General features: G+C 74.8%; 23 protein-coding genes. 20 read left to right on the top strand and 3 right to left on the bottom strand.

Annotated features, from left to right (window positions below; genetic code table 11):
- Positions 1–417 (bottom strand): VOC family protein, encoded by a 417-nt coding sequence (locus tag ACJTNH_RS17565; RefSeq protein ID WP_458177968.1) that lies wholly within the window; start codon positions 415–417, stop codon positions 1–3.
- Between the two features lie 140 nt (positions 418–557).
- On the opposite strand from ACJTNH_RS17565, the gene rpsP reads away from it, so the two are divergent.
- The 15 genes from rpsP (at position 558) to ACJTNH_RS17490 (ending at position 11,957) form a co-directional block, all read left to right on the top strand.
- Positions 558–1,052: a 30S ribosomal protein S16 gene (rpsP, locus tag ACJTNH_RS17560; protein ID WP_458177966.1), complete on the top strand. Its 495-nt coding sequence runs from the start codon at positions 558–560 to the stop codon at positions 1,050–1,052.
- Positions 1,053–1,055: 3 nt separating this feature from the next.
- On the top strand, positions 1,056–1,292 hold the full coding sequence (locus ACJTNH_RS17555) for an RNA-binding protein (protein WP_014742367.1): 237 nt from the start codon (positions 1,056–1,058) through the stop codon (positions 1,290–1,292).
- A gap of 44 nt (positions 1,293–1,336) precedes the next feature.
- Positions 1,337–1,852 (top strand): ribosome maturation factor RimM, encoded by a 516-nt coding sequence (rimM, locus tag ACJTNH_RS17550; protein WP_458177964.1) that lies wholly within the window; start codon positions 1,337–1,339, stop codon positions 1,850–1,852.
- A complete protein-coding gene (gene trmD / locus ACJTNH_RS17545) occupies positions 1,849–2,595 on the top strand; it encodes a tRNA (guanosine(37)-N1)-methyltransferase TrmD (protein ID WP_458177962.1) in 747 nt (248 codons plus the stop codon). Before rimM ends, trmD begins: the two co-directional genes overlap by 4 nt.
- The gene (locus ACJTNH_RS17540; RefSeq protein ID WP_458177960.1) at positions 2,592–3,092 is read left to right on the top strand and encodes an NUDIX hydrolase; all 501 of its coding nucleotides are present in this window, start codon (positions 2,592–2,594) and stop codon (positions 3,090–3,092) included. The genes trmD and ACJTNH_RS17540 overlap by 4 nt, the downstream gene beginning before the upstream one ends.
- A gap of 160 nt (positions 3,093–3,252) precedes the next feature.
- A complete protein-coding gene (gene rplS / locus ACJTNH_RS17535) occupies positions 3,253–3,609 on the top strand; it encodes a 50S ribosomal protein L19 (protein WP_458177958.1) in 357 nt (118 codons plus the stop codon).
- Between the two features lie 136 nt (positions 3,610–3,745).
- Positions 3,746–4,807, top strand: coding sequence for a signal peptidase I (gene lepB, locus ACJTNH_RS17530; protein WP_458177956.1), 1,062 nt, complete (start codon positions 3,746–3,748; stop codon positions 4,805–4,807).
- Between the two features lie 104 nt (positions 4,808–4,911).
- Complete coding sequence (locus ACJTNH_RS17525) at positions 4,912–5,712, top strand: ribonuclease HII (RefSeq protein WP_458177954.1); 801 nt, start codon at positions 4,912–4,914, stop codon at positions 5,710–5,712.
- The gene (locus ACJTNH_RS17520) at positions 5,709–6,029 is read left to right on the top strand and encodes a DUF2469 domain-containing protein (protein WP_222193846.1); all 321 of its coding nucleotides are present in this window, start codon (positions 5,709–5,711) and stop codon (positions 6,027–6,029) included. Before ACJTNH_RS17525 ends, ACJTNH_RS17520 begins: the two co-directional genes overlap by 4 nt.
- A gap of 146 nt (positions 6,030–6,175) precedes the next feature.
- Entirely contained in the window at positions 6,176–6,559 is a 384-nt protein-coding gene (locus ACJTNH_RS17515; protein ID WP_458177951.1) for a YraN family protein, read from the top strand.
- Entirely contained in the window at positions 6,559–8,079 is a 1,521-nt protein-coding gene (locus ACJTNH_RS17510) for a YifB family Mg chelatase-like AAA ATPase (protein ID WP_458177949.1), read from the top strand. The genes ACJTNH_RS17515 and ACJTNH_RS17510 overlap by 1 nt, the downstream gene beginning before the upstream one ends.
- Positions 8,076–9,272 (top strand): DNA-processing protein DprA, encoded by a 1,197-nt coding sequence (dprA, locus tag ACJTNH_RS17505; RefSeq protein WP_458177947.1) that lies wholly within the window; start codon positions 8,076–8,078, stop codon positions 9,270–9,272. Before ACJTNH_RS17510 ends, dprA begins: the two co-directional genes overlap by 4 nt.
- Before the next feature lie 147 nt (positions 9,273–9,419).
- Positions 9,420–10,379 carry a tyrosine recombinase XerC gene (locus ACJTNH_RS17500; protein WP_458177945.1) on the top strand — a complete coding sequence of 320 codons (960 nt, stop codon included), beginning with the start codon at positions 9,420–9,422 and terminating at the stop codon, positions 10,377–10,379.
- A gap of 48 nt (positions 10,380–10,427) precedes the next feature.
- A complete protein-coding gene (gene whiG, locus ACJTNH_RS17495; RefSeq protein ID WP_458177943.1) occupies positions 10,428–11,225 on the top strand; it encodes an RNA polymerase sigma factor WhiG in 798 nt (265 codons plus the stop codon).
- 3 nt (positions 11,226–11,228) lie between these two features.
- Positions 11,229–11,957 (top strand): hypothetical protein, encoded by a 729-nt coding sequence (locus ACJTNH_RS17490; RefSeq protein WP_458177942.1) that lies wholly within the window; start codon positions 11,229–11,231, stop codon positions 11,955–11,957.
- Positions 11,958–11,984: 27 nt separating this feature from the next.
- On the opposite strand, the gene ACJTNH_RS17485 is transcribed toward ACJTNH_RS17490, so the two are convergent.
- On the bottom strand, positions 11,985–12,617 hold the full coding sequence (locus ACJTNH_RS17485; protein WP_458177940.1) for a DUF4262 domain-containing protein: 633 nt from the start codon (positions 12,615–12,617) through the stop codon (positions 11,985–11,987).
- A 328-nt stretch (positions 12,618–12,945) separates the two neighbouring features.
- A complete protein-coding gene (locus ACJTNH_RS17480) occupies positions 12,946–13,470 on the bottom strand; it encodes a M23 family metallopeptidase (RefSeq protein ID WP_458177938.1) in 525 nt (174 codons plus the stop codon).
- Between the two features lie 338 nt (positions 13,471–13,808).
- Between ACJTNH_RS17480 and rpsB the strand changes: the two genes are divergently transcribed.
- The 5 genes from rpsB to ACJTNH_RS17455 form a co-directional block, all read left to right on the top strand.
- Positions 13,809–14,747 carry a 30S ribosomal protein S2 gene (rpsB, locus tag ACJTNH_RS17475; protein WP_458177936.1) on the top strand — a complete coding sequence of 313 codons (939 nt, stop codon included), beginning with the start codon at positions 13,809–13,811 and terminating at the stop codon, positions 14,745–14,747.
- 125 nt (positions 14,748–14,872) lie between these two features.
- Complete coding sequence (tsf, locus tag ACJTNH_RS17470) at positions 14,873–15,688, top strand: translation elongation factor Ts (protein ID WP_458177934.1); 816 nt, start codon at positions 14,873–14,875, stop codon at positions 15,686–15,688.
- A 147-nt stretch (positions 15,689–15,835) separates the two neighbouring features.
- Positions 15,836–16,621 carry a UMP kinase gene (gene pyrH, locus ACJTNH_RS17465; protein WP_458177932.1) on the top strand — a complete coding sequence of 262 codons (786 nt, stop codon included), beginning with the start codon at positions 15,836–15,838 and terminating at the stop codon, positions 16,619–16,621.
- Between the two features lie 98 nt (positions 16,622–16,719).
- Complete coding sequence (frr, locus tag ACJTNH_RS17460; protein ID WP_458177930.1) at positions 16,720–17,277, top strand: ribosome recycling factor; 558 nt, start codon at positions 16,720–16,722, stop codon at positions 17,275–17,277.
- A gap of 213 nt (positions 17,278–17,490) precedes the next feature.
- A partial coding sequence (locus ACJTNH_RS17455) for a hypothetical protein (RefSeq protein WP_458177928.1) occupies positions 17,491–17,732 on the top strand: 242 nt, incomplete at its 3' end.

Here is a 17,732-nt window from a genome sequence, read left to right as displayed (position 1 = left end):
TCAGGGGCGGGCGACCAGCTCCACCTCGTAGCCGTCGGCGTCGGCGAGGTAGGCCGCCCGGTGGTCCGGACCGCCGGCGAAGGGGTGCCGGTCGCCGAACAGCAGCGCCCAGCCGTGTGCCGGTGCCTCGGCCACCAGGGCATCGAGCTCCGCCGGAGAGCCGGCCCAGAACGCCACGTGGTTCATGCCCGGGGCGCGGCGCTCGTGCCGGTCGCCCGCCAGCGCCGGTGACCGCTCGACGACGACGTAGCTGCCGTCGGCCCACCGCCAGGAGCGGCCGTGCTCCCAGGCCTGGAACGGCCGTGCGCCGAGCGACCCCAGCAGCCAGCCCCACGACCGGGTGGCCCGGCCCAGGTCGGGCACCCACAGCTCGATGTGGTGCAGGACGCCGGGCTGGGGTTCAGGAGCAGTCGCCACGTCTGGCATCATGGTCTGTCGAACACGGCGGTGACGGCCCTCTCACCGTTCCCCGCCCGTGTCCATCGCTCCGCCCCGGCGTACCCCCACGCGTCCGTCCGGCGAGCAACCACACACGTTCGAGGAGCACACCACACACCGTGGCCACCAAGATCAAGCTCATGCGCCTGGGCAAGATGCGCGCGCCGTACTACCGCATCGTCGTCGCCGACGCCCGCACCAAGCGGGACGGTCGTTCGATCGAGACGATCGGCAAGTACCACCCGAAGGAGGACCCGTCCTTCATCGAGGTCGACAGCGAGCGCGCGCAGTACTGGCTCGGCGTCGGCGCCCAGCCGACCGAGGCCGTCGCCGCCATCCTCCGGGTCACCGGTGACTGGCAGAAGTTCAAGGGCGAGCCGGCTCCGGCCCCGATGAAGGTCGCGGCGCCGAAGGCCGACAAGAAGGCCGTCTACGAGGAGGCCGCCCGCGCCGCCATGGGCGAGCCGGCTGCCGACGCCACCACCCCGAAGAAGAAGGCCGCTCCCAAGGCCGACGCCGCCTCCGCTCCGGCCGAGGCAGTGGCCGAGGCCGCCGGCGCCGCCGGTTCCGGGTCCGCCGCCTCCGGCGCCCCGGCCGAGACGCCCGCCGAGTAAGACGTGCTCGAAGAAGCGCTCGAGCACCTGGTCAAGGGCATCGTCGACAACCCCGACGACGTCGTGGTCGACCTGGTCAACGGCCGCCGCGGCAAGACCCTCGAGGTCCGGGTGCACCCCGACGACCTCGGCAAGGTCATCGGCCGCGGCGGGCGCACCGCCAAGGCGCTGCGCCAGGTCATGACCGGTGTCGGTGGGCGTGGCCTGCGGGTCGACGTCGTCGACACCGACGGGCGCTGAGCACTCCCGGCGCCTCCGGCGCCACCCCGCACTCCACCGACACCGTGGTGGTCGGCCGCATCGGCCGACCCCACGGTGTTCGTGGTCAGGTGACCGTCGAGGTGCGCACCGACGACCCCGACCTGCGGTTCGCCCCCGGGTCGGTGCTGCTCACCGAGCCGGCCCCGCGTGGCCCGCTCACCGTCGAGGCCGCCCGCTGGCACAGCGGCACGTTGCTGCTCACCCTGGCGCGCCCCGACGGCACGGTGCTCGCCGACCGCGAGGAGGCCGACGCCCTGCGCAACACGCAGTTGCTGGTGCCGGTCGCCGAGCTGCCCCCGCTGGATGACCCGGAGTCCTTCTACGACCACCAGCTGGTCGGGCTGGCCGCCGAGCTGCCCGACGGCACGCCGGTCGGGCAGGTCACCGCCGTCCGGCACGAGGGCACCGAGCTGCTCGTCGTGCGGCGTCCCGAGGGCGGTGAGGTGCTGGTGCCGTTCGTGACCGCGATCGTCCCCACCGTCGACGTCGCCGCCGGCCGGCTGGTCGTCGACCCGCCCGAGGGGCTGCTCGACCTGTGACGTTCCGCGTCGACGTCGTCACGATCTTCCCCGAGTACCTCGCCCCGCTGGGCCAGTCGCTGCTGGGCAAGGCCGCCGCCCGGGGCCTGGTCTCCGTCGGGGTGCACGACCTGCGGCAGTGGACCGACGACGTCCACCGCACGGTCGACGACTCCCCGTACGGCGGCGGGCCGGGCATGGTCATGCGCCCGGAGCCCTGGGCCCGTGCGCTGGAGGCGGTCCGCCCGCCCGGCACCCGACTCGTCGTGCCCACCCCGGCCGGCCGGCCGTTCACCCAGGCGGTGGCGGCCCAGTGGGCCACCGAGCCCGGGCTCGTCTTCGCGTGTGGCCGCTACGAGGGCATCGACCAGCGGGTCGCCGACTGGGCCGCCGGCGCCGGCCCGGTGTCGGAGGTCTCGATCGGTGACTACGTGCTGGCCGGTGGTGAGTCGGCGGTGCTGGTCATGGTCGAGGCGGTCACCCGGCTGATCCCCGGCGTGGTCGGCAACGCCGACTCCGTGGAGTTCGACTCGCACGCCGACGGGCTGCTCGAGGGCCCCTCCTACACCCGGCCGGCGGCCTGGCGCGGGCACGACGTCCCGCCGGTGCTGCTCTCCGGTGACCACGCCGCCATCGCCCGCTGGCGGCGGGCCGAGTCGCTGCGCCGCACCGCCGACCGTCGTCCCGACCTGCTGGCGGCCCTGCCCGACGGCGCGCTCACCGCCGCCGACCGCGCCGCGCTGGACGCGGACCCCTCGGCGTGAACGCCGGCGTCTGGGTGCGTCCCTCGGCCCGGGTGCTGGTGCTCGACCCCCAGCAGCGGGTGCTGCTGTTCGGCGGGCGCGGCCTGCAGCCGCGCACCGACCCGGGCCACGTCGAGTACTGGTTCACCCCCGGCGGTGGCGTCGAGGACGGCGAGGACCTGCGGACGGCGGCGGTGCGCGAGCTGGCCGAGGAGACCGGGCTGGTCGTCGCGCCCGCCGAGCTGGAGGGCCCGGTCTGGCTCCGTCGCTGGCAGGGTCGGTGGGGCGAGACCCTGCTCGACGCCCGGGAGACCTTCTTCGTGCTGCGCGACGTGCTGCACGACGTCGACGTGAGCGGGCGCACCGAGCTGGAGCAGGAGCTGGACGAACCGCACCGGTGGTGGTCACCGGCGGAGATCGCCGGCAGCGCCGAGCGGTTCGCGCCGCGGGACCTCGCGACGGCGCTCCCGGAGGTGCTCCGAGGCCCGTGGGTGGGGCCGCCACGCGTGGTCGACTGAAGATGTGGCACAGTAGAGAGCTGCTGCAGGCCGTCGGCTCCACGCCGACGGTGGCTCCGTCCCCCACCGGGCGGTGGAGCGCAGCCACCCGGCACGGCTGCAGTGGGCAACCGCTGCCCGAGTCACGACGACTTTCCCGCTAGGACTGAGGACTGCTGCGATGAACACCCTGGACGCCCTCGACGCCGCGTCGCTGCGCGACGACATCCCCGACTTCCGGCCCGGGGACACCGTGAAGGTGCACGTGCGGGTCATCGAGGGCAACCGCTCGCGCGTCCAGGTGTTCCAGGGCGTCATCATCCGGCGCCAGGGCGGCGGCATCCGCGAGACCTTCACCGTCCGCAAGGTCAGCTTCGGCGTCGGCGTGGAGCGCACCTTCCCGGTGCACACCCCGGTGGTGGAGAAGATCGAGGTGCTGACCCGCGGTGACGTCCGCCGGGCCAAGCTGTACTACCTCCGCGAGCTGCGCGGCAAGGCCGCCAAGATCAAGGAGAAGCGCGAGGTCGTCTCGCGCTGACCCCAGCGTCTCCTCGAACGGACCGGCTGCACTCCGCAGCCGGTCCGTTCGCGTTCGTGGGGGCGTGTCCGCGGCGACCGCGTCCGGCGGGCGGGTCGGCGGCCGGGCCGGCGGGCGGACCGTACGCTGGGCCGCGATGAGCACGCACGGGCCCGCTGAGCCTGCAGACGCCCGCCCCACCGGGCAGTCCGCTTCGACCGAGCCGACCGCCGGGTCCACCGCGCGCGACACCGGCGACGGCGCCCCCACCGGGTCGGGTCGCCGCCGGGCCGGGCAGGAGCGGGCCAAGAAGGGCTCGCTGCTGCGCGAGCTGCCCGTGCTGCTGGTGATCGCCTTCGTGCTGGCGCTGCTGGTGAAGACCTTCCTGGTGCAGGCCTTCTTCATCCCCTCCGGGTCGATGGAGCAGACGCTGCACGGCTGCACCGGCTGCACCGGCGACCGGGTGCTGGTCAACAAGGTGCCCTACTGGTTCGGCGAGCCCGAGCCCGGCGACATCGTCGTCTTCCGCGGGCCGGACACCTGGTCGCCCGAGATCGCCGTCGAGGAGCCCGGCAACTGGCTGTCCGGCGCGCTGCTGACCCTGGGGCGGGCCATCGGGGTCGCGCCGCCGAGCGAGGACGACTACGTCAAGCGGGTCATCGCCGTGGGCGGCCAGACGGTGGAGTGCTGCGACCCGCAGGGCCGCGTGCTGGTCGACGGCGAACCGCTGGACGAGCCCTACATCTACCAGGACTCCCCGCTGGGCACCGGCACCTCCACGGGCCGCGAGTTCGGCCAGGTGCACGTGCCGGAGGGCCGGCTGTGGGTGATGGGCGACCACCGCTCGGCCTCGGCCGACTCCAAGGCCCACATGGACGACGAGTACGCCGGCACCATCGCGGTGGACGACGTGATCGGCAAGGCGGCGCTGATCGTCTGGCCGCTGGACCGGTTCGGCGTGCTCGACAGCCCCGACATCCAGCAGGGGCAGGCCGAGGGGCTCGCCCCGACCGGCAGCGGGCCGACCCCGGTGCAGGACACCGCTGCCCTCGCCGCGCCGTACGCCCTCGGGCTGGCCGGTGCCGCGCCGCTCACCGCCTGGCGGCGTCGTCGTGGCGCCCGGCTCACCGGCCCGTCGCGGCGACCGCCCCGGACGGGGTGGCGGCGGGTCCGTCGTCCGGCGCAGACCCGGCCCGCCCGCGAGGCCGACGCCGGCTGACCGAGCGCCGGCGCCGGCCCCTCGGTGGGCCTGCCCCCACGTCGCTGCGTCCTCGGACCCGCGGCACGGGCGGGGTGGTGCCACCGACGTAGGGTCGGCAGGCGATGGCTGCTCGACCTGCTCCCGCCGCGCCCCGTCCGCCGGCGCGCCGGGCCACCCGTGACGACGTCCCGGACGACCTCTGGGCGATGGAGCGCTCGCTGCGGCAGCGCGGCTTCGCCACCATCGCCGGCGCGGACGAGGCGGGCCGCGGCGCGTGCGCCGGGCCCCTGGTCGCCGCCGCGTGCGTGCTGCCGGCCGGACGGCGGGGGAGGGTGCCGGGCCTGGCCGACTCCAAGCTGCTCAACGCCGCCACCCGCGAGGACGTCTACGCCGAGGTGGTCGACCGGGCGCTGGTCTGGTCGGTGGTGGCGATCCCGGTCGGTGACCTCGACGCCCGGGGCATGCACGTGACCAACATCGAGGCGCTGCGCCGCGCGGTCCGCGCCCTGGACCCGGTGCCCGAGTACGTGCTGACCGACGGCTTCCCGGTCAGCGGCCTGGTGCAGCCCTCGCTCGCGGTCTGGAAGGGCGACCGGGTCGCCGCGTGCGTCGCGGCCGCCTCGGTGCTGGCCAAGGTCACCCGGGACCGGGTGATGCTGGAGCTGGACGGCCGGTTCCCCCAGTACGGGTTCGCCGAGCACAAGGGCTACATCACCGACGCGCACAGCGCCGCGCTCGACCGTCACGGGCCCTGCCCGGAGCACCGGATGCGCTTCGTCAACGTCGCCCGGGCCCGGAACGCACACGCCGTCCGGACGCCGCCGCTGCCGACTGCGACCGGCATGCACGATGATGGTCCGGTGCCGCCCGGGGCCCCGGTCGCGGCACTGACGTCCCCGGCACCGATGGAGCACGCGCGATGAGCACCGAGGACCTCGAGAAGTACGAGACCGAGATGGAGCTGCAGCTCTATCGCGAGTACAAGGACATCGTCCGCCAGTTCTCCTACGTGGTGGAGACCGAGCGGCGCTTCTACCTGGCCAACAGCGTCGACCTCCAGGTCCGCGACGCCGGGGGAGAGGTGTTCTTCGAGCTCCGGCTCTCCGACGCCTGGGTCTGGGACATGTACCGCCCCGCCCGGTTCGTGAAGAACGTGCGGGTGGTGACGTTCAAGGACGTCAACGTGGAGGAGCTGGACAAGCCCGACCTCGAGCTGCCGGACAACCCCCGCCTGCCCTGATCGGCCCCGCACCCGGCTGCTGCGCACCCGGTCACCCTCCCCGCCGGTGACCGCGGCCGGCCGGTCGCCGTCCACAGCCGGGGCCGTCGTCCACAACGAGGTCCGAGCCCTGGTGGGACGCCGGTGCCGGCCGTCACGGTCGACGGGTGTCCAGTCCTCCCCGAACCCAGTCCGCCGGCCACCGCGCCGCCCTCGGCGCCTACGGCGAGCGGGTGGCCGTCCGGGCGCTGACCGACGCCGGGCTGCTCGTCCTCGACCGCAACTGGCGCTGCCGCGGCGGTGAGCTCGACGTCGTCGCCCGCGACGGCGACGCGCTGGTGTTCTGCGAGGTCAAGACCCGCAGCGGCACCGGCTTCGGGCCTCCGGCCGAGGCGGTCACCCCCGCCAAGCGGCGCCGGCTGCGGGTGCTGGCCAGCGCATGGCTGGCCGCCCATGACCACCACGCGCCCGACCTGCGGTTCGACGTCGTCGGGGTGCACGTGCCGCCCACCGGCCCGGTCCGGGTCACGCACCTGCGGAACGCGTTCTGATGGCGCTCGCGCGGACCTGGTCGGTGGGGCTGGCCGGGGTGCAGGGCGCGATGGTCGAGGTGGAGGTGGACCTGGCGCCCGGCGTGCCGACCGTGGTGCTCGTCGGGTTGCCCGACGCCGTCGTGCGCCAGTCGGTCGACCGGGTGCGGGCCGCGGTGGTCAACAGCGGTCACGAGTTCCCGCTGCGCCGGGTGACGATCGGGCTGTCCCCGGCGGCGATGCCCAAGCAGGGCAGCGGCTTCGACCTGGCCCTGGCCGTGGCCGTCCTGGCCGGGACGCGGGTGCTGCCGGCGGCCGCCGTCGGTGACCTGGTGCTGCTGGGGGAGCTCGGGCTGGACGGTTCGCTGCGTGCGGTCCGCGGGGTCCTGCCCGCGGTGCTGGCTGCGGCGCGGGCCGGCCACCGGCAGGTCGTCGTGCCGCAGGAGAACGCCGACGAGGCAGGGCTGGTCGAGGGCGTCGAGGTGTTCGCCGCCGGGAGCCTGCGCGAGGTGGTGGCCCACCTGGCCGGCAAGGCGCCGCTGCCGCCGCACGCACGAGCAGCGGCCGCGCCGGTGCCGCCCGGTCCCGACCTCGCCGACGTGGTCGGCCAGGCGGCCGGACGGCGCGCGGTGGAGGTCGCCGCGGCCGGTGGTCACCACCTGTTCCTCAGCGGACCGCCGGGTGCCGGGAAGACGATGCTCGCCGAGCGGCTGCCCGGGCTGCTGCCCGCGCTGGACGAGCAGGCCGCGCTCGAGGTGACCGCGATCGCCTCCATCGCCGGCACGCTGCCCCCGGGGGCGCCGCTGGTCACCCGGCCGACGTTCGAGGCGCCGCACCACTCGGCGACGATGGCCGCCCTCGTCGGCGGCGGTTCCGGTCAGATCCGTCCGGGCGCACTGTGCCGGGCCCACCGGGGCGTGCTGTTCCTGGACGAGGCGCCCGAGTTCCCGCGGACCGTGCTGGACACGCTGCGCCAGCCGCTGGAGCGCGGGTCGGTGACGATCCACCGGGCCAGCGGTGCGGCCACCTTCCCCTGCCGGGCGCAGCTGGTGCTCGCGGCCAACCCCTGCCCGTGCGCCAGCGCGGCCGGCGACACCGCCTGCACCTGCAGCCCGCTGGAGCGGCGCCGCTACCAGTCCCGGCTGTCGGGGCCGCTGCTGGACCGCATCGACCTGCGGGTCACCCTGCCGCCGGTGACCCGGGCGGCCTGGCTGGACGGGCTGGGCAGCCCGGAGCCGACCGCCACGGTGGCCGAGCGGGTGCACCGGGCGCGGGCCGCCGCGGCCGAGCGGATGGCCGGCAGCGGACTGGCGCTCAACAGCGACGTGCCGGGCCGGCTGCTCCGGGAGCGCTGGCCGGTGCCGTGGAGGGCCCTGTCACTCGCCGAGCGGGCGCTGGAGCGGGGTTCGCTGTCGGTACGCGGCTTCGACCGGGTGCTGCGGGTCGCCTGGACCGTGGCCGACCTGGCCGGTCACCCGGTGCCCACCGCCGACGACGTCGCGGAGGCGCTGGGCATGCGGCTGCAGCGGGTGGCGGCGTGAGCGGGCAGCCGGTGGGTGGGGCGGGCCCGGAGGTGCGCCGGGCCCGGGCGTGGCTGTCCCGCGCGGTGGAGCCGGGGTCGGTGGCGCTGTGGCGGTTCGTCGAGCAGGCCGGGCCGGTGGCGGCCGCCGCTGCGCTGCGCGCCGGTGCGGCGCCGCCGGCTGTCCAGGCGCTGGCCGGTGCGCGGGTGGAGGAGGACGCCAGCACCCGGGACCTGGACCGTGCGGCGCGGTGCGGCGCCCGGCTGGTCGTGCCGGAGGACGGCGAGTGGCCGGCGCAGGCCCTGCACTGCCTCACCGTCGCGTCCGCCGGCGAGACGTCGGACGCACCCGTGAACCGCACCCTGTCGCTCGTGCCGCCGCTGGCCCTGTGGGTGCGCGGGGAGCGCTCACTCGCGGAGGTGGTCGACCGGTCGGTGGCGCTGGTCGGTGCCCGGGCGTCGACCGCCTACGGCGAGCACGTCGCCGCCGAACTGGCGCACGGGCTGGGGGAGCGGGGCTGGACGACGGTCTCCGGCGGGGCGTACGGCATCGACGCCGCCGCGCACCGGGGTGCCCTGGCCGCGGGAGCCCCCACGGTCGCGGTGCTCGCTTGCGGTGTCGACCGTGCCTACCCGGCGGCGCACTCCGCCCTGCTGGCCCGCGTGCAGGACTCGGGACTGCTGGTCAGCGAGTGGCCGCCGGGCTGTGCCCCGCTGCGCCACCGGTTCCTGGTCCGCAACCGCCTGATCGCCGCGCTCACCCGCGGCACCGTGGTGGTCGAGGCAGCCGCCCGGTCCGGCGCGCAGGCGACCGCCAAGCGGGCCAGGGACCTGGGCAAGCAGGTGATGGCGGTGCCGGGCCCGGTCACCTCGGCGATGAGCGTCGGGTGCCACCAGCTGCTGCGCGACACCGAGCGGGCGGCGGCGCTGGTGACCTCGGCCGGCGACGTCGTGTCGGCGGTCGGCCGGATCGGGGAGGGGCTGGAGCTGCCGGCGGAACCGCCGGCGAGGGCACGTGACTCGCTGTCCGACGTCGCCCGCCGGGTGCTCGACGCCTGCCCGGTGCGCGCCGGGGCGCCGCCGGAGCGGCTGGCCGCGGTCGCCGGCTGCACCGTCGTCGACGTGCTGCGGGTGCTGCCGGCCCTGGAGCTGGCCGAGCTGGTCGAGTGGACCGGCACCGGCTGGCGGGTCACGTCGACGGCGTCCGCGTCGTGAGCGGCCGTCCGCGGCCGCCGGCGGCTCCCGCGGGCGGCCGTGGACGAGGGCCCTGCGTCGTCACCGCGTGGCGCCAGCAGATCGTGGACGACCCATCGCCCGGCGCGGCGGGTTGACCGGCCGGGTCCGCCGACGGACGCTGCGCCCATGCCTCCCGGGACCGCAGAGCTGCGCGCGGGGCTGCCGCCTGCGCTGGCCGAGTCGCTGGAGGCCTGGGAGGAGCACCTGCGGCTGCAGCGGGACCTCTCCGAGCACACCGTCCGCGGTTACGTCGGTGACGTCGTCTCGCTGCTGGACCACCTTGTCCGTCGCAGCGGCCGCACCGTGGCCGACCTCGACCTGGCCGCCCTGCGCAGCTGGCTGGCCCTGGGGCGCACCCGCGGTGACGCCCGGTCGACCACCGCGCGGCGCGCTGCCTCGGCGCGCTCGTTCACCGCCCACCTGCGCCGCAGCGGCCAGGTGGCCGAGGACGTGGGACTGCGGCTGGCCAGCCCACGGGCCCACCGCACCCTGCCCGGGGTCCTGGGCGCCGACCAGGCGCGGGCGGTGCTGGAGGAGGCCGCCCGCCCGGCGGTGGAGGACGAGCAGCCGGCCGACACGGCGCTGCGGCTGCGCAACGCCCTGGTGGTGGAGCTGCTGTACGCCAGTGGTGTGCGGGTCGGTGAGCTGGTCGGCCTGGACGTCGACGACGTCGACCGGGGCAGGCGTCTGCTGCGGGTGCTCGGCAAGGGCCGCAAGGAGCGCAGCGTGCCCTTCGGTGCGCCGGCCGCCGCCGCTCTCGAGGACTGGCTGACCCGGGGTCGTCCGGTGCTGGCCACGGCCAGCAGTGGGCCGGCGCTGTTGCTCGGCGTGCGCGGTGGCCGGCTGGACGCCCGGGAGGCCCGCCGCATCGTGCACGCAGCAGTGGCTGCGGCGCCGGGCACCCCCGACGTCGGCCCGCACGGCCTGCGGCACTCGGCGGCCACCCACGTGCTGGAGGGCGGGGCTGACCTCCGCAGCGTCCAGGAGCTGCTGGGTCACGCTAGCCTCGCCACCACGCAGGTCTACACGCACGTGACGGTCGAACGGCTGCGGGCGGTCCACGCCCAGGCCCATCCCCGAGCGTGAGAGGTGCGCCGATGAACGGAACGGCAACGGTCGAGCGGGGGAGTGCGGGTGTCTGAGGCAACGGTCCAGCAGGTCGGTGCGAGCGAGGACCCGGACTCCTTCGTCGCCGATCTCTGGGGTCGGTACGTGGCCGACCGGGACACCGCCCTGCGTGACCGGCTGATCCTGCACTACGCCCCGCTGGTCAAGTACGTCGCCGGCCGGGTGGGCAGCGGCCTGCCCGCGCACGTCGAGCAGGCCGACCTGGTCTCCTACGGCACCTTCGGGCTGATCGACGCGATCACCCGCTTCGAGCCCTCGCGGGAGATCAAGTTCGAGAGCTACGCGATGGCCCGCATCCGCGGCGCGATCATCGACGAGCTGCGCTCCACCGACTGGATCCCGCGCTCGGTGCGGATGAAGGCGCGGCAGTACGAGCGGACGGTCGCCGCGTTGGAGGCCAGGCTCCAGCGCAGCCCGACCGACGAAGAGGTCGCCGACGAGATGGAGATGGACGTCGAGGAGGTGCGCAAGTTCCTCGGCCAGCTCTCCCTGGTCAACGTGGTCGCCCTCGACGAGCTGCTGGTCGACGACGACGGCTCCGCGCCCCGCCTCGGCGACACCCTCAAGGACACCGCCGCCCTCGACCCGCAGGCGATGGCCGAGCACGGCGAGGCCCGGCAGCTGCTGGCCCGGGCGGTGGAGCAGCTCCCGGAGCGGGAGAAGGTCGTCGTCAGCCTCTACTACTTCGAGGGCCTGACCCTGGCCGACATCGGGCGGGTCCTCGGCGTCACCGAGAGCCGGATCTGCCAGCTGCACACCAAGGCCGTGCTGCACCTGCGCACCAAGCTCGCCGACATCGCCTGAGCCGTGCGGCAGGTCCCGGCCACTGCTGACGACGCGGTCCCTGAGCGGACGACGTCCGGCCGCTGGCTCAACCGCGCGCTCTACGCCTTCGCCCTGGTCGGCTGGGAACTGGTGCTCCTGGCCGTCGAGCCGGTCGTCCTCGGGCCGTCCGGCGACCGGGGGCTGGGCGCCTCGGTGCTGCACTGGCTGCTGACCGCGCTGGGCTGGGCGGTCGGAGCGCTCCTCCTCGCCCGTGGCGTCGTGCACCCGGGCCGGCGAGCCGACGTACCGGCCGAGGTCGCTCCGGTCGAACCGGTCGCACGCCCGGTACCGAGCGTGCGGGACTGGCTGGCGATGGTCGCGTTGGTGGTCGCCTGCATCGGGCTGCGGTGGGCCGGCACGGGACGCCTGCAGGTGGTCGCCGACCACCGCGCCTTCACCGAGGACTTCGGGTCAGCGGCCGTGGTGGCCATGGCCGCTCAGCTGCTCTACTACCTGGCCGAGGTGCTGGTCCTCGCCCTGATCGTGGTCTTCGGCCAGCGCGCCGGGGACGCCCGCTCCGGCCGGCCCGGCGTCCCCTGGGGCGGCGTGGTGCTGGCGCTGACGTGGGGCTCGGTCCACGTGCTGCTCCAGGGGCCGGCCGGAGGTGCCTTCGCGGTGCTCACCGCGCTCGCTCTCGGCGGGGTCTTCCTGCTGTCGGGTCGCCGACTGCGGATCTGGTACCCGCTCGCCGTCCTCGCGTTCGTCGTCTGAGCTGCGCTCGTCGGTGTGCCGGCGCCGTCAGTCGTCGTCGGGGCGCGGGCCGAGCAGCGGCTGGGCGCCCGGGGGGTTGCGGTGGCCCTCCTGCCAGGGCAGCAGCCCGGTGGAGTCCGGCCAGATCAGCTGCAGCGCGTCGACCGAGCCGGAGAACTGCTCGGCCACCGACAGGCGGGTGGTGTCCTCGACGGTCAGGAACACCACGGGGGAGTCGGGGTCGGTCAGCGCGGTGGTGGAGACACCCGGACCGAACCGGGCGCCCGCGCGGACGGCCTCGCCGACCAGGTTCAGGTACTTCTCGCCGGCCGGGAAGGGCAGCCCGACGACGACCACCTCGGGGTGCTGCCAGGCCGACAGCCCGACCGTGTACGAGTAGCGCGGGTCGGCGGGCGAGGTGCCGCCACCGTGCAGCACGGCCCAGCCGAACCGGTCGACCACCCGGCGCAAGTCCGCCAGCACCTGGGAGGCGTCCTGCACCTCGGCGCCCCGGCCACCGGTGCCGCCCGGGTCGGCGTCGGCTGGTGTCGTGCCGTCCGCCGGGGTGTCGGGCGGGGCCGCGCCGGTCGGACCGGCGGTGCCCTGCTCCGCGCCGGCCGGACCACCGCCGGTCTGCTCGGTGTCGCCCGGCTTGGGGGCACGCTTGCGTCGGAATCGCACAGCAGGACGGTAGCGCCGGCGCGCCCCGGTCAACGGCGGCCGCACCGCACCCGTCCGATGCGGTGCTCCGCGGCGGACGCCCGGGGCGTGCCCATCGGGCCTCGACCAGGGCTGAGGGCGGCCGGCCGTCGATGTGGCTGCCGGTCGCGCCGGGCACACGTGCACGCCGGGCACCTGGCCGGGGACACCTGGCCGGTACGGCCTCCGCACAGGTCGATCAGGGCACAGGTCGATCAGGGCACAGGTCGATCAGGGCACAGGTCGATCAGGGCACAGGTCGATCAGGGCACAGGCCGATCAGGGCACAGGCCGATCAGGGCCAGGTCGATCAGGGCCAGGGCAGCAGCCGGACCCGTGGCGGCCGGAGCAGGGACAACGGGTCCAGGTAGACCTCGCCCCGCCGCAGCCCCCAGTGCAGGCACGCCTCGACCGGACAGCCCCCGTGGCCGCCGTCGAGCACCCCCAGCGGCGAGCCGCGGGACACCGGCTGGCCGGCGGCCACCCCCGGTCGCACCGGCTCGTACGTCGTCCGCAGGCCGTTCGGGTGGTCGACGCTGACCACCGGTCGCCCGGCGACCATGCCGGCGAAGGCGACCGTGCCGGCCCCGGCGGCGAGCACCGGCTGGCCGGCGGCACCGGCGAGGTCGACGCCTCGGTGCCCGGCGGCATAGGGGCTCGGTGGCGCCTGGAAGGGGCGGGTGACCATCGGTCCGGCGACCAGCGGCCAGTTCCAGAGGGCGTTGGCGGCCGGCGCGGCCTCCGGTGTCGGTGGGGCGGCACCGGCTGGGGCGGGCTGCCCGCTGACCAGGGCACAGACCACCAGGCACACGACGAGCGGCCGGGGGAGGAGCACGGCTGGACCATGCCGGCCGGATGCCGGCGGTGGGCGCCACGGAGCACGGCTGTGGACGGCCGGCGTACCTGGGGACGACCTGGTCGAGCCGCCGCTGGGCAGGGCGTATGCTGGTCCTGCGGTCCGCCTCCGGCGGATCGACTTCGCGTGTCCTCTTCCCGCTGCTCGCGCACCTGGCGAGCCCAGCGGGGCAGTCGCCACCTCGGTCCCGCCCCTCCGGGCGGGTTCGGTGGCGCGGTCGGACACCAGGGCGGGGCACCTCCCGGTGCGCCCGCGACAACCGAGCAGCGCGGCAGCGGCCCCTGGCCGCCCGCGCACGAGAAGGAAGGCGGCGCCACGTGGCAGTCGTCAGCATGAAGAACCTGCTCGACAGCGGGGTCCACTTCGGGCACCAGACCCGTCGCTGGAACCCGAAGATGAAGCGGTTCATCTTCACCGAGCGCAACGGCATCTACATCATCGACATCCAGCAGACGCTGGGTTACATCGACCAGGCCTACGAGTTCGTCAAGCAGACCGTGGCCCACGGCGGTTCGATCATGTTCATCGGCACGAAGCGCCAGGCGCAGGAGGTCATCGCCGAGCAGGCGACCCGCGTCGGCATGCCCTACGTGAACCAGCGCTGGCTGGGCGGCATGCTCACCAACTTCCAGACCGTCTACAAGCGCCTCGCCCGGCTCAAGGAGCTCGAGGACCTGGAGCAGACCGGTGCGCTGGTCAGCCTCTCCAAGAAGGAGCAGCTGGTCCTCTCCCGCGAGAAGGCCAAGCTCGAGCGCTCCCTCGGCGGCATCCGCGACATGCAGAAGGTGCCCAGCGCCGTCTGGATCGTGGACACCAAGAAGGAGCACATCGCCGTCGGTGAGGCCCGGAAGCTGGGCATCCCCGTCGTCGCGATCCTCGACACCAACTGCGACCCCGACGAGGTCGACTACAAGATCCCGGGCAACGACGACGCCATCCGCAGCACCGCGCTGCTGACCCGCGTGATCGCCGACGCCGTCGCCGAGGGCCTGATGGCCCGCTCGGCCGCGCAGGCCAACGCCGGTCGCGGCGAGGACGGCGCCGAGGCCCCGGCCGCCGCCGAGCCGCTGGCCGACTGGGAGCGCGAGCTGCTGACCGGTGGCACCGCCGACGCCGCCGCCCCGGCCACCGCCACCGAGCTGCCCGAGACCCCGGCCGCCCCGCCGGCCGTCACGGCCGACGAGGTCGCCCCGGTCGAGGGCGTCCCCGCCACCGGTGACCAGAGCACCGGCACCCAGGGCGCGCAGAACGGCTGACCGGTCGGCGCCGCTCCTCCCCGCCTGACCGCGGGGAGGGCGGCGCCGCCGCATGCCCGGCTCCGGCCGGCACCTCACCTCGCGGGGTCCGCGCCCCGCACCACCACCAGATCAGAGGAAGTGACATGCCTGCTTTCACCGCAGCCGACGTGAAGCGTCTCCGTGACGCCACCGGCGCTGGCATGATGGACTCCAAGAAGGCCCTGACCGAGGCCGACGGCGACTACGACAAGGCCATCGAGTTCCTCCGCGTCAAGGGCGCGAAGGACGTGGGCAAGCGCCTGGAGCGCTCCACCACCAACGGCGTCGTGGTCAGCCGCGACGGCGCGCTGCTCGAGCTCGACTGCGAGACCGACTTCGTCGCCAAGAACGCCGACTTCGTCAAGCTCGCCGAGCGCCTGCTCGACGTCGTCCTGGCCGAGAAGCCGGCCGACGTCGCCGCCCTGCTGGCCACCGAGGTCGAGGGCCAGACGGTCGAGAAGCTGATCGAGTCCGAGTCGGCCCGCATCGGCGAGAAGCTCGTGCTGTCCCGGTTCGTCACCTTCGAGGGCACCACCGCGGTCTACCTGCACAAGCGCGCCACCGACCTGCCCCCGGCCATCGGTGTCGCGGTGCAGTACTCCGGCGGCGACGAGGACGCGGCCCGCTCGCTGGCGATGCACATCGCCGCCGCCCGGCCGCGCTACCTGACCCGCGAGGACGTCCCGGCCGACGCGGTCGAGACCGAGCGCCGGGTCGCCGAGCAGACGGCGAAGGAGGAGGGCAAGCCCGAGCAGGCGATCAGCAAGATCGTCGAGGGTCGGGTCAACGCCTACTTCAAGGACTTCGTCCTCCTCGAGCAGCCCTCGATCACCGAGCCGAAGCGCACCGTCAAGCAGGTCATCGCCGACGCCGGCCTGACCGTCGACCGGTTCGCCCGCTTCGAGGTCGGCCAGGCCTGACCAGGCCTGATCGCCCGTGACACCCACCGGCCCCGCTCCCTCCACCCGGAGGACGGGGCCGGTGGCCTGTCCAGGCCCGGCAGCGCGGCAGACCCGCGCCGGGATGGGGCAGGATCGATCCACCCGACACCGAACCGAGGGACGCTCGTGACCGACACCCAGCCCGCCACCCAGGGGGCGCTCAAGTCCGCCCCCACCGCCTTCGCCCCGCTCGACGGCTCCGGCTACCGCCGGGTGCTCCTCAAGCTCTCCGGGGAGGCGTTCGGTGGCGGCAAGGTCGGTGTCGACCCGGAGATCATCCGCAGCATGGCCGAGCAGCTGGCCGCCGTCGTGGGCGCCGGCACGCAGGTCGCCGTGGTCGTCGGCGGTGGCAACTTCTTCCGCGGCGCCGAGCTCTCCCAGGCCGGCATGGACCGCAGCCACGCCGACTACATGGGCATGCTCGGCACGGTGATGAACTGCCTCGCGCTGCAGGACTTCTGCGAGAAGGCCGGCCTCGAGACCCGCGTGCAGACCGCGATCACCATGGGGCAGGTCGCCGAGCCCTACATCCCGCGCAAGGCGATCCGGCACATGGAGAAGGGCCGGCTGGTCATCTTCGGCGCCGGCGCCGGCATGCCGTACTTCTCCACCGACACCGTCGCTGCCCAGCGGGCCCTGGAGATCGAGTGCCAGGTGCTCCTGATGGCCAAGAACGGGGTGGACGGCGTCTACGACGACGACCCGCGCACCAACCCGGCGGCCACGATGTACCGCGACCTGGACTACGGCACGGTGCTGGCCAAGCAGCTCAAGGTCGCCGACGCCACGGCGATCAGCCTGTGCATGGACAACCAGATGCCGATCGTCGTGTTCAACCTGCTGCGTGACGGCAACATCGCGCGGGCAGTGGCAGGTGAGAGGATCGGCACCCTGATCAGCGAGCGGGCCTGACCGGTCGGCTCCTGACCCGGGCGGCGCACGCCGGACGCCGTCCCCCCGCACCAGACCCCGGCCAGCACGGCGGCAGCTGCCGCAGGAGGAGAGAACCCGTGATCGACGACACCCTGCTCGACGCCGAGGAGCGGATGGACAAGGCCTTGTCGGTCGCCCGCGAGGACCTCGGTTCCGTGCGCACCGGCCGCGCCGCGCCGTCCATGTTCAACAAGATCGTCGTCGACTACTACGGCGCACCCACCCCCGTGCCGCAGATGGCCTCGATCACCGTGCCCGAGGCGCGGATGGCGGTCATCAAGCCCTACGACGCCACCCAGCTGCAGGCGATCGAGAAGTCGATCCGCAACTCCGACCTGGGCGTGAACCCGACCAACGACGGGTCGCTGATCCGCGTCGTGTTCCCCCAGCTGACCGAGGAGCGCCGTCGCGACCTGGTCAAGGTCGCCCGGTCCAAGGGCGAGGACGCCAAGGTCGCGATCCGGAACGTGCGCCGGCGGGCCAAGGAGGAGCTGGACCGCATCGCCAAGGACGGCGAGGCCGGCGAGGACGAGGTGCGGCGCGCCGAGAAGGAGCTGGACGACCTCACCGCCACCCACGTCGCCAGCATCGACGAGGCGATGAAGAACAAGGAGACCGAGCTCCTCGACGTCTGAGTCGAACCCGGACGATCGCTGGTGACCCCCGACCCGCACCGCCCCGAGCCGCCCGGCCCGGGGCGTGAGCGTGCCCGCAGCCGGACCGGCGTCGCCGGTGTCCCGCGACCGGCCGACGACGTCGGACCACGCCAGGACGACGACGGGCCGGTCGTCCGGATCGGCCAGCCACCGGTGCCGCCTCCGCCGCCGCCAGCCCGACCCGCACCTCGGGTGCCGCCCGAGGACGCGCCCGGCCCGAGCACCGTGGGCCTGAGCTGGGACCGGGCACCCGAGGACGCCGGGGCCGCGCTGCTCGGCGACGTGTGGACCGAGGACCGGGACGAGTCGCCGGCCGGTGCCGTCGCCGCCCGCGGCGCCCGGCTGGCCCGGGGCTCCGGCGGCATAACCGGGGGCACCGCCCGGCAGGTGGAAGACGTCCCGGCCACCCTGGCCGCCCGGGTGCCCCTCGCCGA

Source organism: Modestobacter lacusdianchii (assembly GCF_054177765.1).
This window is presented reverse-complemented; position numbering and strand designations above follow the sequence as displayed.

Excerpts from the sequence above, each read along its gene's own strand:
- rplS (WP_458177958.1), top strand. The coding sequence starts at position 3,253 with ATGAACACCCTGGACGCCCTCGACGCCGCGTCGCTGCGCGACGACATC.
- lepB (WP_458177956.1), top strand. The coding sequence starts at position 3,746 with ATGAGCACGCACGGGCCCGCTGAGCCTGCAGACGCCCGCCCCACCGGG.
- ACJTNH_RS17525 (WP_458177954.1), top strand. The coding sequence starts at position 4,912 with ATGGCTGCTCGACCTGCTCCCGCCGCGCCCCGTCCGCCGGCGCGCCGG.
- ACJTNH_RS17520 (WP_222193846.1), top strand. The coding sequence starts at position 5,709 with ATGAGCACCGAGGACCTCGAGAAGTACGAGACCGAGATGGAGCTGCAG.
- ACJTNH_RS17510 (WP_458177949.1), top strand. The coding sequence starts at position 6,559 with ATGGCGCTCGCGCGGACCTGGTCGGTGGGGCTGGCCGGGGTGCAGGGC.
- ACJTNH_RS17500 (WP_458177945.1), top strand. The coding sequence starts at position 9,420 with ATGCCTCCCGGGACCGCAGAGCTGCGCGCGGGGCTGCCGCCTGCGCTG.
- tsf (WP_458177934.1), top strand. The coding sequence starts at position 14,873 with ATGCCTGCTTTCACCGCAGCCGACGTGAAGCGTCTCCGTGACGCCACC.